This is a genomic window from Candidatus Pseudomonas phytovorans (genome assembly GCA_029202525.1).
Lineage (GTDB): Bacteria > Pseudomonadota > Gammaproteobacteria > Pseudomonadales > Pseudomonadaceae > Aquipseudomonas > Aquipseudomonas phytovorans.
Genome location: CP119325.1, coordinates 385001 through 398150, shown reverse-complemented (window position 1 = coordinate 398150; position 13150 = coordinate 385001). Strand labels below are relative to the sequence as shown.

Here is a 13150-nt window from a genome sequence, read left to right as displayed (position 1 = left end):
TGCGGAGGGGGACTGCAGGAAGGCGGGCACAGGAACACATCAGAATCACCATTGTTGTTGTTGATTGGGCCGGGCGCGGTGTTTACCGGGTGCCCTGGCTGACCGGTCTTGTGCCGGTAGTGGGGGCTATCCTATGAGCACAAGCTTTCAGCCAGCTTTCGCTGAGGCAAAGGCGACGAGAGGTAGGTGATGCAGAATGTGACCGAAGGTGGCTGCCATTGCGGCGCTTTGCGTTACCGGGTGGAGGGTGAACTGACAGACATCGCCCACTGCCACTGTACGATCTGTCGCCGGGTCAGCGGCGGGCTGGTGGTAACCTGGCTCACCTTGCCCCGTTCGGGGTTTCAGTGGTTGGCGGGTGAGCCGAACTGCTATGAGGCGCCGGCCAGTTGCAGCCGGTACTTCTGTGGGCATTGCGGAGCGCATGTGGCGCTGGTGACTACCCATAGCCCGGAAACGGTCGATGTAACGGTGGCGACGCTGGATCACCCGGAGCGGGTCAGGGCCAACCGGCATATCTGGGTGGGTAGCCGGTTGGCCTGGCTACATCTGGATGAGGATCTGCCTTCCGAGGCTGAGGAGAGCCTGTAGGCTTTGTACCGCCTGTGCCGGCCTCTTCGCGGGTGAACGCGCTCCCACAGGGATAACACAGGTCTCGAGATTGTGATGATCCTGTGGGAGCGGGTTCACCCGCGAAGAGGCCGGCACAGGCAACATCACAACTGCAAGCCACCCGCAGCCTTGTGCAGCGCCCGCAAGTGCTCGCCGATCTGTTTCACATTGGCCTCGACCGCGGCAATTTCCTTGGCGCGTGATGGCTCCAGCAGCGCCCTCACCTCTTTGTCCAGGCTGGTGCTCAGGCGCAACAGTTGCGCCTGGCGCTCGCTGCTCACCTGCTCAAGGTGCTTACGCTCTTCAGGTTGCGGCAGCCCGTAGCCCTTGGCATCGAGCAACTCTGCCGGGCGGCTGAGGAAACCGCTGTTGGCGAGCATCTGCTTGAGGGTGGCGTCAGCTTTGTTGATGCTGCCATCTTTCAGCGCTGCGGCATTCAGGTAGCGCTGCTTGACCTCGTCCTGGGCCAGCAGGAGTTGCCGGCGCAAGCTGGCCTGTTCAAGCAGCAGCAAGGCAGCGCTGGTGCGCAGGTCGGCTTGAGCGAACCACGGGCGCCGTTGTTCGGCATCCTGGGCCAGCCAGTCTTCCACTTGCGCCTGCTTGATTGGCAGTTGCTTCCTCAGCACGTCGAACATGGCCTGGTAGCGGTCGCGGTAAGAGTCGAAACGGTAGCCCAGGCGCAGTGCCTCGCGCGGGTCATCAAGCACGCTGGTGTCGGCCAGCCCCCTGCCCTTGAGCACGGCCAGCAAACCGTTGGGCATGATGCTGTCGAGGTCATTCAGGCGTGGGTTGGCGGTGCCACTGCGCAGCAGTTTCAACGACTCCACCGCACAGTTGTTGGACAGGAACCAGTAGTTGCCGTCATACCCCCAGTGCATCTCTGCGGCCTGGCGGACCAGGTTCTCGACTTCACCGCGGTTGAGCTTCAAGGGTACCGAGGCCAGGCTGCGTAGCTCGGTCTTGGTGTACTCGTCGATCACCTGGCCCAGTGGCAGCACGAACAACCGCGATGGGTATACGCCCACTAAACCGTCCCAACTGGACAGCTGCACATCGTTGACGAAGGCGCGGTAAGACAGCACCAGGCTCTGGTCGAGGTCCAGGCGGCAGTCCGGCCCGCGCGGGCGGCCGGGCTTGCAGATCACCAGGCGCAGCATGCTGTGGCCCCAGCGGCTGACCAGGTTCTGGTTGGCTTCGGCCAGCAGGTAGTCCACTTCATAGACCCGCTCGGGGTCGATTTCTCCCAGCGGCTGGCGGGCGAAGTCGCTGCCTGCGTTGATGAACGGCAGGCCCTTGGCGCAGCTATCTTGTTGCGGTGCCCAGCCGAAGTGCTCGCGCAGGTATTGGTTCAGTGCCGGGCGGCGGCAGCCGTAGCTCGGGTCGAGGAGGAAATACTCCATGTTGACCGCGATGTATTCCTTGGGGCTGCTCAGCTCATAACTGTCGGGGCTGCGCACGAACTGGCCATTGTGCTGCTCGCGCTCGCCACGTCGGCCCACATACTGCTGCCAGCCGGCCAGGTCGAGCAGGCGTGGGTCGTCGCTGAGGGTGAAGCGGCGCTCGGCCTGGCCGCGGCATTCTTCGGGCAAGCCGACTTTGCCCAACGTGCCTTGCTGGCGCTTGCAGCGGGCAATCAGCGAACTTTCGGCACCGGGCCACAGGCGGGCACGGTCGTAGATATGGGTGAGCTCGTGCAGCACAGTGGCCAGCAGCTCTTCACGCACCGTGCCGTGTGGGCGGTTGGTGCGCTCGGTGGCGGCGCTGCCATCGGTGAGGCCGGGCAGCAGGCGACGGTTGAGCTCAAGGGTGGACACCAGCGATGCCTGGCCATAGGCATCGGCCGGCATGGTGTCGCTCCAGCTCACCTGCACGCGGCGGTCCAGCTGCTGCCTGAAGCGAGGGGGCAGCTTGGCCATGGCCTCGTCGAGCAGAGCCTGGGTGGCTTGGGTTTGTTGTAAGTCGAGGCCGGTTGCCTGCAGCTGTAGCTGCAGGTCGGCCAGCACGGGCGTGCCGAGCAGCGTCAGGGCGCAGCCGAGCAGCCAGGCATGCATGCGCTTCACAGTGCAAGAATGGCTTCGGCCAGTACCTGGTCGCTGGCGCCGCGCGCTTCTGGTACTCGCTCGCGCAAGGTGCTGAAGGCGGCCTCAAGCTGGGCGCCGCGAATGTCGCCATTGCTGGCCACGAAGCTGGCGGCGTCGTCGTGCGCTTCGCGCACCACTTTGGAGTCGCGAATCGAGGTGGTGGTGTCTGAGGTGAAGTCGATCGAGCGGCCAAAGGCACGCACGATGATGTTGCTGGTGGCCACCAGAGTATGTGCCTGGGCCAGGTCGGCCAGTAGCAGCATGCCGAGGGTAGCGGCAATCAGCGGTTTACGCATGGAGCATCTCCGAAAAATACAGGGAGTCAGAAGTAGTTATTGGACGAGAATTGCCTGCGCCAGTTCCAGGTCGCCGACGGCGTGCCGTGAACAATTGTGGCGTAATGATTCCAGCGCGGCTTCCAGGCGTACGCCGCGGATCTGACCGTCGCTGGCGACAAAGGCAGCAGCATCGTCGCGCGCCTGGCGGACCAGTTTGCGGTCAAACGGTGCGGTGGTGACTTGGCTGGTGACATAGCCAGTGATGACCAGGCCTTGCGTAGTGGTATCCATGGCATGGGCACTGGCCATGCCTGCAACGGAGAACAGCAGCGGCAACAGATAACGCATGGGCTCTACAACAGCTGGGAACGTGGGCGGAAAAGGTGGGTGCGGCTGTGCGGGTGGTGACCTGCACAGCCGAACGGCTCAGCCGGGATCAGAGCGCCAGGATGGCCTGGGCCAGCTGCGCGTCGCTGGCCTGCAGGGCCGGCATTTGCGAGCGGATGTGCAGGAAAGCGCTTTCCAGCTTGGCACCGCGGATGTCGCCCTGGCTGCCAACGAAGCTGGCGGCGTCGTCACGAGCGGCCTGCACGATCTTGTCGTCTTTGAACGAAGAGGAGATATCGGAAGTGGCGTCGGTGGACGCGGCCACTGCGCCTACCACGGCGTCAGTGGTGACAACGAAGCTGGTGGCGTTAGCGGTGCCGGCCAGGCTCAGCATCAGGGCGGCGCCAATCAGGTATTTACGGGACATGATGGTGGACTCCTGGACTAGGGTCGGGTGGTTCTGTTTATCGGACGCTCGCACAGCTCGTCACGGTACTTTTCAACAGTGTGTTTACCAGACTGCTAAGCCAAGCGTATCACGCGCCGGTGTTTGTAGATGTTAATGAACAGCGCACCAGTAAACTGTGATGGTGTGTTTTAATATTTTTAAAACTGTACCGCTATCGTCTTGGAAGGCTCTAGCATGCGATCTGGAAACAAAAAACCCGCTGCAGTCGCCTGCAACGGGTTTTGAGAATTCGCGGTGCCGGCCGAAGCCGGCAAGCCGGTGCTTAGCGCCAGAAAGGCTTGCTCAGCTCTTCGTAGCGTTGCGACTCGCTGATGCCCGCGTCGGCCAGCAGGCGCGCGTCCAGGCGAGCCAGTTGACGGCGGCTGGCCATGCGACGCTGCCACAGCAGCAGAGTGGACAATGCGCGCAGTGGCATCGAAGAGTTGGATTGCTGGGCGTTGCTTTCAAAGACCAGACCGGAACTGAGGGTACGTTCCATGATGCTTCATCCTTCCGCTTATGGCGGGATTAGGTAGTGGTTTAACTGATGCCAATGATCCTCCTCTCTTGTCCATAACAGTAGATACAGTTCTGGTCAAAGAGAATGGCTCAGTTAACTGTGTAACCCTACTGTTGCACTCGAAAATGGCGTAACTGTACTGGTCTGCACTTTGTTGGTGCGTTTTGATTGCTGCGTGGAGTTTGTGAAGGCGGCATGAGGCAAAATGACCAGTACAGTAGTACAGTTTTTATTGGTCATTTGATGTGAGGTGTTCTAGTAGAAGGATTTAACTGTTATGGCGCGTTTCGCGGGCAAGCCCGCGAAGAGGCCGGAACAGCAGAAGCAGGGCTGCTGTTCCTTACCACGGCTGGATCAGCCAGCCAGCATGCGTCCGGTTTCTTCCAGGTTTTCGTGCCAGCTCAGCGCTTCACGGAGGATGTGCGGAGTGTGGCCGCCACGCTGGCAGGCGCGATCGAAGTAATCGTTCAGCGCAGCGCGGTAATCCGGGTGCACACAGTTGTCGATGATCGCCCGTGCGCGCTCGCGCGGTGCCAGGCCACGCAGGTCGGCCAGGCCTTGTTCGGTCACCAGAATGTCCACGTCATGCTCGGTGTGATCGACATGGCTGACCATCGGTACCACGCTGGAAATGGCGCCGCCCTTGGCAATCGATTTGGTGACGAATACGGCCAGGTGGGCGTTGCGGGCGAAGTCACCCGAGCCACCGATGCCGTTCATCATCCTGGTGCCGCACACGTGGGTGGAGTTGACGTTGCCGTAGATATCGAACTCCAGTGCGGTGTTGATACCAATTATCCCTAAGCGACGTACCACTTCCGGGTGGTTGGAGATTTCTTGCGGGCGCAGCACCAGTTTGTCTTTGTACCGCTCCAGGTTGCCGAACACGTCGGCGTTGCGGCGGCTGGACAAGGTGATCGAGCTGCCCGACGCGAAGCTCAGCTTGCCGGCGTCGATCAGGTCGAAGGTGGAATCCTGCAGTACTTCAGAGTACATGGTCAGGTCTTCAAACGGTGATTCGATCAGGCCGCACATCACCGCGTTGGCGATGCTGCCGATACCGGCTTGCAGCGGGCCGAGCTTGTTGGTCATGCGCCCAGCTTCAACTTCAGCCTTGAGGAAGTTGATCAGGTGGTCGGCGATGCCCTGGGTTTCGTCATCCGGCGGCAGCACGGTAGACGGCGAGTCTGGCTGGTTGCTGATGACGATGCCGACAATCTTGGCCGGGTCGATCGGGATGGCGGTGCTGCCGATGCGGTCGTCGACCTTGACCAGCGGAATTGGCGTGCGGGTCGGGCGGTAGGTTGGGATATAGATGTCGTGCAGGCCTTCGAGGTTGGGGTTGTGCGAGAGGTTGATCTCGACAATCACCTGTTTGGCGAAAATCGCGAAGCTGGCCGAGTTGCCCACAGAAGTGGTTGGCACGATGTGGCCTTGCTCGGTGATGGCCACGGCTTCGATGACTGCGATGTCCGGCAGCTTCAGCTGCTGGTTGCGCAGTTGTTCGACGGTTTCCGACAGGTGCTGGTCGATGAACATCACCTGGCCGTCGTTGATGGCCTTGCGCAGGGTGCTGTCGACCTGGAACGGCATGCGGCGAGCCAGCACGCCGGCCTCGGTCAGTTGCTTGTCCAGGTCGTTGCCCAGGCTGGCGCCGGTCATCAGGCTGATTTTCAGTGGCGACTGCTTGGCACGTTCGGCCAGTGCATGCGGTACGGCCTTGGCTTCGCCGGCGCGGGTGAAACCGCTCATGCCGACGGTCATGCCGTCCTCGATCAGACCAGCGGCATCAGCCGCACTCATTACCTTGCTGTGCAGGGAGGACAAGCGGATACGATCACGGTACATGGATTGTTATCTCGGGCTACTGAAACTACTGCAGCGCAGTCTAGAGATTTCGCCCAGTGCCGTCCCACGACCATGGTCGTATGAGAAGCCAGGAAGTAGAGCCGTTGATCTGGATCAGCAAAATGCAAAAGCCCCGGGAGAATTCTCGCCGGGGCCTTCTATATAACGCAGTGTTTGTAGCGAAAGGGATTACTCGACCGCTTTGACCATGTCTTCGATGACCTTCTTGGCGTCACCGAATACCATCATGGTCTTGTCCAGGTAGAACAGTTCGTTGTCCAGGCCGGCATAGCCGCTGGCCATCGAGCGCTTGTTGACGATGATGGTCTTGGCCTTGAAGGCTTCAAGGATCGGCATGCCGGCGATTGGCGATTTGGGGTCGTTCTTCGCCGCCGGGTTGACCACGTCGTTGGCACCCAGCACCAGCACCACGTCAGCCTGGCCGAACTCGGCGTTGATGTCGTCCATCTCGAACACCTGGTCGTACGGTACTTCGGCTTCGGCCAGCAGTACGTTCATGTGCCCAGGCATACGGCCCGCCACCGGGTGAATCGCGTACTTCACAGTCACGCCATTGTGCGTCAGCTTCTCGGTCAGCTCCTTCAGCGCGTGCTGGGCACGCGCCACCGCCAGGCCGTAACCCGGGACGATGATCACGCTGTCGGCGTTGCTCAGCAGGAAGGTGGCATCGTCAGCCGAACCGGCCTTCACCGGGCGCTGCTCTTTCGAGCCCTGCGCCGCCCCGACGTCGGTATCGCCGCCAAAGCCACCGAGGATGACGTTGAAGAAGGACCGGTTCATCGCCTTGCACATGATGTACGAGAGGATGGCACCGGACGAGCCCACCAAAGAGCCCGCGATGATCAGCATCGAGTTGTTGAGGGAGAAGCCGATACCGGCCGCCGCCCAGCCCGAATAGCTGTTGAGCATCGACACCACCACCGGCATGTCAGCGCCGCCGATCGGGATGATGATCAGCACGCCCATGACGAAGGCCAGGGCCAGCATCAGGGTAAAGGCGCTGTAATGACCGGTGAAGGTGAACAGCAGGCCCAGGGCGAGGGTGGTCAGGCCGAGAATCAGGTTCAGCTTGTGCTGGCCGGGGAACTGTACCGGTGCGCCCTGGAACAGGCGGAACTTGTACTTGCCCGACAGCTTGCCGAAGGCGATCACCGAACCTGAGAAGGTAATGGCACCGATAGCAGCGCCAAGGAACAGCTCCAGGCGGTTTCCGGTGGGGATCGGGTCGCTGATCGCGGCAACGATGCCCATCGACTGCGGTTCCAGTACGGCGGCGATAGCAATGAACACCGCAGCCAGGCCGATCATGCTGTGCATGAAGGCGACCAGTTCGGGCATCTTGGTCATCTCGACGCGCTTGGCCATGATCGAACCGGCAGTACCACCGACCAACAGGCCGACGAGTACGTAACCGATGCCGGCTGTTGCAAGCTCGGCGCCCAGTTTGTAAATCAGGCCGACCGTGGTCAGCATGGCGATGCCCATGCCGATCATGCCGAACAGGTTGCCGCGCCGCGACGTGGTCGGGTGCGACAGGCCCTTGAGCGCCTGGATGAAGCACACCGAAGCGACCAGGTACAGAAGTGTTACCAGATTCATGCTCATGCTTACTTCTGCCCCTCGTTCTTGGCTTTCTTCTTGAACATCTCAAGCATGCGACGGGTGACCAGGAAGCCACCGAACACATTGACCGCAGCCAGGGCAACGGCGAGGGTGCCCATCAGCTTGCCGGCAGGGGTCACGGTAAGGGCGGCGGCCAGCATGGCGCCGACGATAACGATCGCAGAAATGGCATTGGTCACGGCCATCAGCGGCGTGTGCAGCGCCGGGGTGACATTCCACACCACGTGGTAGCCCACATAGATGGCCAGCACGAAGATGATCAGGTTGTAGATGCCATGGGAAATCAGCATGTCTTCCATTGTCGTGCTCCTTAGCCGTTCTTGCGGACGACTTGACCATCACGGCACATGAGGCAGGCCGCGACGATGTCGTCTTCGAGGTTGATGACCAGCGCGCCGTCTTTGTCGAACAGCAGCTTCATGAAGTCCAGCAGGTTACGTGCGTACAGCGCCGAGGCATCGGCACCCAACTGGGCCGGCAGGTTGGTCGGGCCGACGATGGTCACGCCGTTCTCCCTTACCACCTGGTCAGCAACGGTGAGCGGACAGTTGCCACCCTGGGCTGCAGCAAGGTCGATGACCACCGAACCGGGCTTCATCTGCGCAACGGTTTCGGCACTGAGCAGGGTCGGTGCCTTGCGACCGGGGATCAGTGCGGTGGTGATGACGATATCGGCCAGCTTGGCGCGCTCGTGCACGGCCTGGGCCTGGCGTTGCATCCAACTGGCTGGCATGGGGCGAGCGTAACCGCCGACGCCTTCGGCGCACTCGCGTTCCTCATCGGTCTCGTAAGGCACGTCGATGAACTTGGCACCCAGCGACTCGATCTGCTCCTTCACCGCCGGGCGTACATCGGACGCCTCAATCACCGCGCCCAGGCGCTTTGCCGTGGCAATCGCCTGCAGGCCAGCAACGCCTGCACCCAGGATCAACACGCGCGCGGCCTTAACGGTACCGGCGGCGGTCATCAACATGGGCATGAAGCGTGGGTAGTGATGGGCAGCCAGCAACACGGCCTTGTAACCGGCGATGTTGGCCTGCGACGACAGCACGTCGAGGCTCTGCGCCCGGGAGGTGCGTGGTGCGGCTTCCAGGGCGAAAGCGGTGATGCCGCGTTCGGCCATCTTGCCGATCAGCTCGCTGTTGAAAGGGTTGAGCATGCCCGCCAGGAGGCTGCCACTGTTGATCAGCGCCAGCTCCTGGTCGTTGGGGGCGACCACCTTGAGTACCAACTGGGCGCCGTAGGTATCGGCTGCGCTCCCGAGGGAAGCGCCCACGGCCTCATAGGCACTGTCCGGAATGCTGGCATTGAGCCCTGCCCCCCGTTGGACGGTGACCTGATGGCCTTGGCCAATCAGTTTCTTGATGGTTTCCGGGGTCGCAGCGACCCTCGTCTCACCGGTCTGCGTCTCGAGAGGAACACCAATGTGCACGACTATTTCTCCTGCGGTGACCTTTTGTCTTTGTAAGAACCAGCACACTTCGGATGGTGCACTGGGGCGGCTATTGAGCGCCGACCCGCCAGATCCCGGGCGGGCGAAGCATTTTGCAGACGAACCCAAGGGCCTTCAACCGGTTCTGGAGCGAAACCAGGTTAAAACTACAAGTCACCCTGTGACCGCTTGTCGCAGCACCAAGGCTCCAGCCCGTCAAACATGGGCTATTGGCAGATTAGGAGATAAAATCAAAAATATTTTGCTGAATACGCTTACGGCACTTTATATGTCGCAAAATACCCCGCAAAGCCGCGTGGTTAGCAGGGTTAAAGGGTATTTTCAGGCCGGCATAACAGTTTATGCAGACGCGACAAATACATACATCTGTAGGTGTTTAAAATAATTGACTACAGAGTCAACTTGTCGCACTTGGTAAGGTTGTTGCGGTGTACGTCTGGGCTTGGCTCACCAGCCAATCGCGGAATGCGCGCAGCGAGGCCGACTCAACCTTGCGCTCCGGAATCATCAGATAGTAGGCCTTGTCGCTGATGAGAGCATGCCTGTTAGCGACCACCAGCCTACCCTCGCCTAACTCGCGCTGGATCAGGAACGGCGGAATCAGGGCGATCCCCATTTCATGTATGGCCGCCTGGGCGAGCATCGAGAATAGTTCATAACGCGGGCCTGTCATGTCGCGTGCCACATTCATCCCCAAGCTGCCGAACCACTGCCGCCAGGCGTAGGGGCGCGTGCTTTGCTGCAGCAGTGGTAGCTGGGCGATGCGCTGTGCTTCGAGCATGCCCTGCCCGGCCAGCAATGCCGGGCTGCAGACGGGGACCGGATTCTCCCCCATCAGCCGGTGCGACTGGGTGCCGGACCAGTCGGCATCCCCGAAATAGATAGCGGCATCGAAGGGGGTGTCGGCGAACAGGAACGGCCGGGTACGGTTGGTGAGGTTGACCGTAACCTCGGGGTGGCGTTGCTGGAAGTCCTTCAGGCGTGGAAGCAACCATTGGGTGCCGAAGGTTGGCACCACGGCCAGTTCGATCACACTGGCGCCTTGTTGGCCCATGACCGACAGGGTATCGCGCTCTACGGCGTCCAGTTGCGCGGCAACCTGGCGGCTGTAGGACAGGCCGGCCTCGGTCAGCTTCACGCCGCGGCGCGAACGGCGGAACAGTTCCACATTGAGAAAAGCCTCAAGGCCGCCGATCTGCCGACAAACGGCACCCTGGGTCAGGGCGAGTTCCTGGGCGGCCTTGGTAAAGCTCTCGTTGCGCGCCGCCGCCTCGAAGCAAACCAGAGCGGCGGTACTGGGGATCTTGCGGCGCATGTACGTCAACCTCACTCGTAAGGCTGTCTATATGGTGTTTTGCTGATTCACGAAGTGACAAATTATCACTAATTGGTGCGCAATCCTCGTTTGTCCCGGCAGCCGATCAGGCCTAGGCTCAAAGGCACAAGAAACTGCCCCCTATTTCGAGGATTTCGCTCATGGCCGGTAAAGCAAGCTTCAACTGGATCGACCCGTTGCTGCTGGATCAGCAACTCACTGAAGAAGAGCGCATGGTGCGTGACAGCGCTTGTCAGTTCGCCCAGGACAAGCTGGCCCCGCGTGTGCTGGAGGCCTTCCGCCACGAACAGACCGACCCGGCGATCTTTCGCGAGATGGGTGAAGTTGGACTGCTGGGGGCAAGTATTCCCGAGCAATACGGTGGCAGCGGGCTGAACTACGTGTGCTATGGCCTGATCGCCCGTGAGGTCGAGCGTATCGACTCGGGTTACCGCTCGATGATGAGCGTGCAGTCGTCGCTGGTAATGGTGCCGATCAACGAGTTCGGTACCGAAGCACAAAAGCAGAAGTACCTGCCCAAGCTGGCCAGTGGCGAGTGGATCGGTTGTTTTGGCCTGACCGAGCCTAACCATGGCTCCGACCCCGGCTCGATGATCACCCGTGCCAGGAAGGTCGACGGCGGCTACCGCCTGACCGGCAGCAAGATGTGGATTACCAACAGCCCGATCGCTGATGTGTTTGTGGTCTGGGCCAAGGACGAAGCGGGGGATATTCGCGGCTTTGTTCTGGAAAAGGGCTGGCAGGGCCTCAGTGCGCCGGCAATCCATGGCAAGGTCGGCCTGCGCGCTTCGATCACAGGCGAAGTCGTCATGGACAATGTGTTTGTGCCAGAAGAGAACATCTTCCCGGATGTGCGCGGCCTCAAAGGCCCGTTTACCTGTCTCAACTCAGCCCGTTATGGCATCTCGTGGGGGGCGCTGGGTGCCGCCGAGGCCTGCTGGCACACCGCGCGTCAGTACACCCTGGACCGTCAGCAGTTCGGCCGCCCCTTGGCTGCCAACCAATTGATCCAGAAGAAGCTGGCCGACATGCAGACCGAAATCACCTTGGCACTGCAAGGCTGCCTGCGCTTGGGGCGCATGAAGGATGAAGGCACCGCTGCAGTCGAAATCACCTCGATCATGAAGCGCAACTCCTGTGGCAAGGCGCTGGATATTGCGCGCATGGCGCGCGACATGCTGGGCGGCAATGGCATCTCCGATGAGTTTGGCGTGGCCCGTCACCTGGTGAACCTGGAGGTGGTGAACACCTATGAAGGTACTCACGACGTGCATGCGCTGATCCTGGGGCGTGCGCAAACCGGTATCCAGGCCTTCTATTAATAAGGAGCCAGCCGATGGGCGCGCTATCACATCTGCGGGTGCTGGACCTTTCGCGCGTGTTGGCCGGCCCATGGGCTGGTCAGATTCTCGCTGACCTGGGCGCTGACGTGATCAAGGTCGAGCGCCCGGGCAGTGGTGACGATACCCGCGCGTGGGGGCCGCCCTTCCTCAGGGATGCCGAGGGTGAGAACACCAGCGAGGCGGCGTACTACCTGGCGGCCAACCGTAACAAGCGCTCGGTGACCATCGACTTCACCCAGCCTGAAGGGCAGCAACTGGTGCGTGAGTTGGCGGCCAAGTCCGATATTGTCATCGAGAACTTCAAGGTGGGTGGTTTGGCTGCTTATGGGCTGGACTACCAAAGCTTGAAGGCATTAAACCCGCAGCTTATCTATTGCTCCATTACCGGTTTCGGCCAGACCGGCCCTTATGCCAAGCGCGCGGGTTATGACTTCATGATCCAGGGGTTGGGTGGGCTGATGAGCCTGACCGGCCGCCCGGAGGGCGAGGAAGGCGCAGGCCCGGTCAAGGTGGGTGTGGCGCTTACCGACATTCTTACCGGCCTGTACTCCACAGTGGCCATGCTGGCCGCCCTTGCCCACCGGGAACAGACCGGGGTGGGCCAGCATGTCGACATGGCTTTGCTTGATGTACAGGTAGCCTGCCTGGCGAACCAGGCCATGAATTACCTGACCACGGGGAACCCGCCTCGCCGCCTGGGTAATGCGCACCCTAATATAGTGCCTTACCAGGATTTCCCGACGGCGGATGGTGACTTCATCCTTACCGTGGGCAACGACAGCCAGTTCCGCAAGTTCGCAGAGGTGGCCGGGCAGCCGCAATGGGCAGACGATCCACGCTTCCTTACTAATAAGCAGCGGGTGGCAAACCGGGCCGAGCTGATTCCACTGATTCGCCAGGCCACAGTGTTCAAGACGACCGCCGAGTGGGTGGGCCAGCTGGAGGCTGCAGGGGTGCCCTGCGGGCCTATCAATGATCTGGCACAGATGTTCGAGGACCCTCAGGTTCTTGCGCGTGGGTTGGCGGTGAGCATTCCGCATCCGTTGGCGGGTAGCGTTCCGCAGGTGGCCAGCCCTATACGATTATCTGAGACGCCGGTGGAGTATCGACGGGCGCCGCCGTTGCTGGGGGAGCACACTGAGGTGGTTCTGGGGGAAGTGTTGGGGCTTGAGGCAGGTGAGGTGCAGCGCTTGCGTGATGCGGGCGTGCTTTAGACGAGCCTGGTTCTATTTAAGAGCGGGGAGGCCGCCAGGCCTCCCC

13 protein-coding genes are annotated in these 13150 nt (G+C 61.1%); 3 read left to right on the top strand and 10 right to left on the bottom strand.

Annotation, left to right across the window (positions count from 1 at the left end; translation table 11 throughout):
- Positions 1-189 precede the first annotated feature (189 nt).
- Positions 190-591, top strand: a complete 402-nt coding sequence (locus P0Y58_01650; protein ID WEK30913.1) for a GFA family protein — start codon at positions 190-192, stop codon at positions 589-591.
- 125 nt (positions 592-716) lie between these two features.
- Here P0Y58_01650 and P0Y58_01645 read toward each other — a convergent pair whose 3' ends face one another.
- The 10 genes from P0Y58_01645 to P0Y58_01600 all read right to left on the bottom strand — a co-directional run bounded on the left by P0Y58_01645 (position 717) and on the right by P0Y58_01600 (position 10526).
- On the bottom strand, positions 717-2672 hold the full coding sequence (locus P0Y58_01645) for a DUF4105 domain-containing protein (protein ID WEK30912.1): 1956 nt from the start codon (positions 2670-2672) through the stop codon (positions 717-719).
- Positions 2669-2989, bottom strand: a complete 321-nt coding sequence (locus P0Y58_01640; GenBank protein WEK30911.1) for a DUF2388 domain-containing protein — start codon at positions 2987-2989, stop codon at positions 2669-2671. Before P0Y58_01640 ends, P0Y58_01645 begins: the two co-directional genes overlap by 4 nt.
- Positions 2990-3025: 36 nt before the next feature.
- The gene (locus P0Y58_01635) at positions 3026-3319 is read right to left on the bottom strand and encodes a DUF2388 domain-containing protein (GenBank protein ID WEK30910.1); all 294 of its coding nucleotides are present in this window, start codon (positions 3317-3319) and stop codon (positions 3026-3028) included.
- A gap of 88 nt (positions 3320-3407) precedes the next feature.
- On the bottom strand, positions 3408-3725 hold the full coding sequence (locus P0Y58_01630) for a DUF2388 domain-containing protein (GenBank protein WEK30909.1): 318 nt from the start codon (positions 3723-3725) through the stop codon (positions 3408-3410).
- A 304-nt stretch (positions 3726-4029) separates the two neighbouring features.
- Positions 4030-4245, bottom strand: coding sequence for a DUF1127 domain-containing protein (locus P0Y58_01625; protein WEK30908.1), 216 nt, complete (start codon positions 4243-4245; stop codon positions 4030-4032).
- Positions 4246-4620: 375 nt separating this feature from the next.
- On the bottom strand, positions 4621-6114 hold the full coding sequence (locus tag P0Y58_01620; GenBank protein ID WEK30907.1) for an acetyl-CoA hydrolase/transferase family protein: 1494 nt from the start codon (positions 6112-6114) through the stop codon (positions 4621-4623).
- A gap of 189 nt (positions 6115-6303) precedes the next feature.
- The gene (locus P0Y58_01615) at positions 6304-7740 is read right to left on the bottom strand and encodes an NAD(P)(+) transhydrogenase (Re/Si-specific) subunit beta (protein ID WEK30906.1); all 1437 of its coding nucleotides are present in this window, start codon (positions 7738-7740) and stop codon (positions 6304-6306) included.
- Between the two features lie 2 nt (positions 7741-7742).
- Positions 7743-8057, bottom strand: coding sequence for an NAD(P) transhydrogenase subunit alpha (locus tag P0Y58_01610; GenBank protein ID WEK30905.1), 315 nt, complete (start codon positions 8055-8057; stop codon positions 7743-7745).
- An 11-nt stretch (positions 8058-8068) separates the two neighbouring features.
- Positions 8069-9190, bottom strand: coding sequence for a Re/Si-specific NAD(P)(+) transhydrogenase subunit alpha (locus P0Y58_01605; protein WEK30904.1), 1122 nt, complete (start codon positions 9188-9190; stop codon positions 8069-8071).
- A gap of 418 nt (positions 9191-9608) precedes the next feature.
- Positions 9609-10526 (bottom strand): LysR family transcriptional regulator, encoded by a 918-nt coding sequence (locus tag P0Y58_01600; protein WEK30903.1) that lies wholly within the window; start codon positions 10524-10526, stop codon positions 9609-9611.
- Between the two features lie 161 nt (positions 10527-10687).
- Between P0Y58_01600 and P0Y58_01595 the strand changes: the two genes are divergently transcribed.
- Both P0Y58_01595 and P0Y58_01590 read left to right on the top strand, forming a co-directional pair.
- A complete protein-coding gene (locus P0Y58_01595) occupies positions 10688-11869 on the top strand; it encodes an acyl-CoA dehydrogenase (protein ID WEK30902.1) in 1182 nt (393 codons plus the stop codon).
- Positions 11870-11883: 14 nt separating this feature from the next.
- Positions 11884-13104, top strand: coding sequence for a CaiB/BaiF CoA-transferase family protein (locus P0Y58_01590; protein ID WEK30901.1), 1221 nt, complete (start codon positions 11884-11886; stop codon positions 13102-13104).
- Positions 13105-13150: the final 46 nt, after the last annotated feature.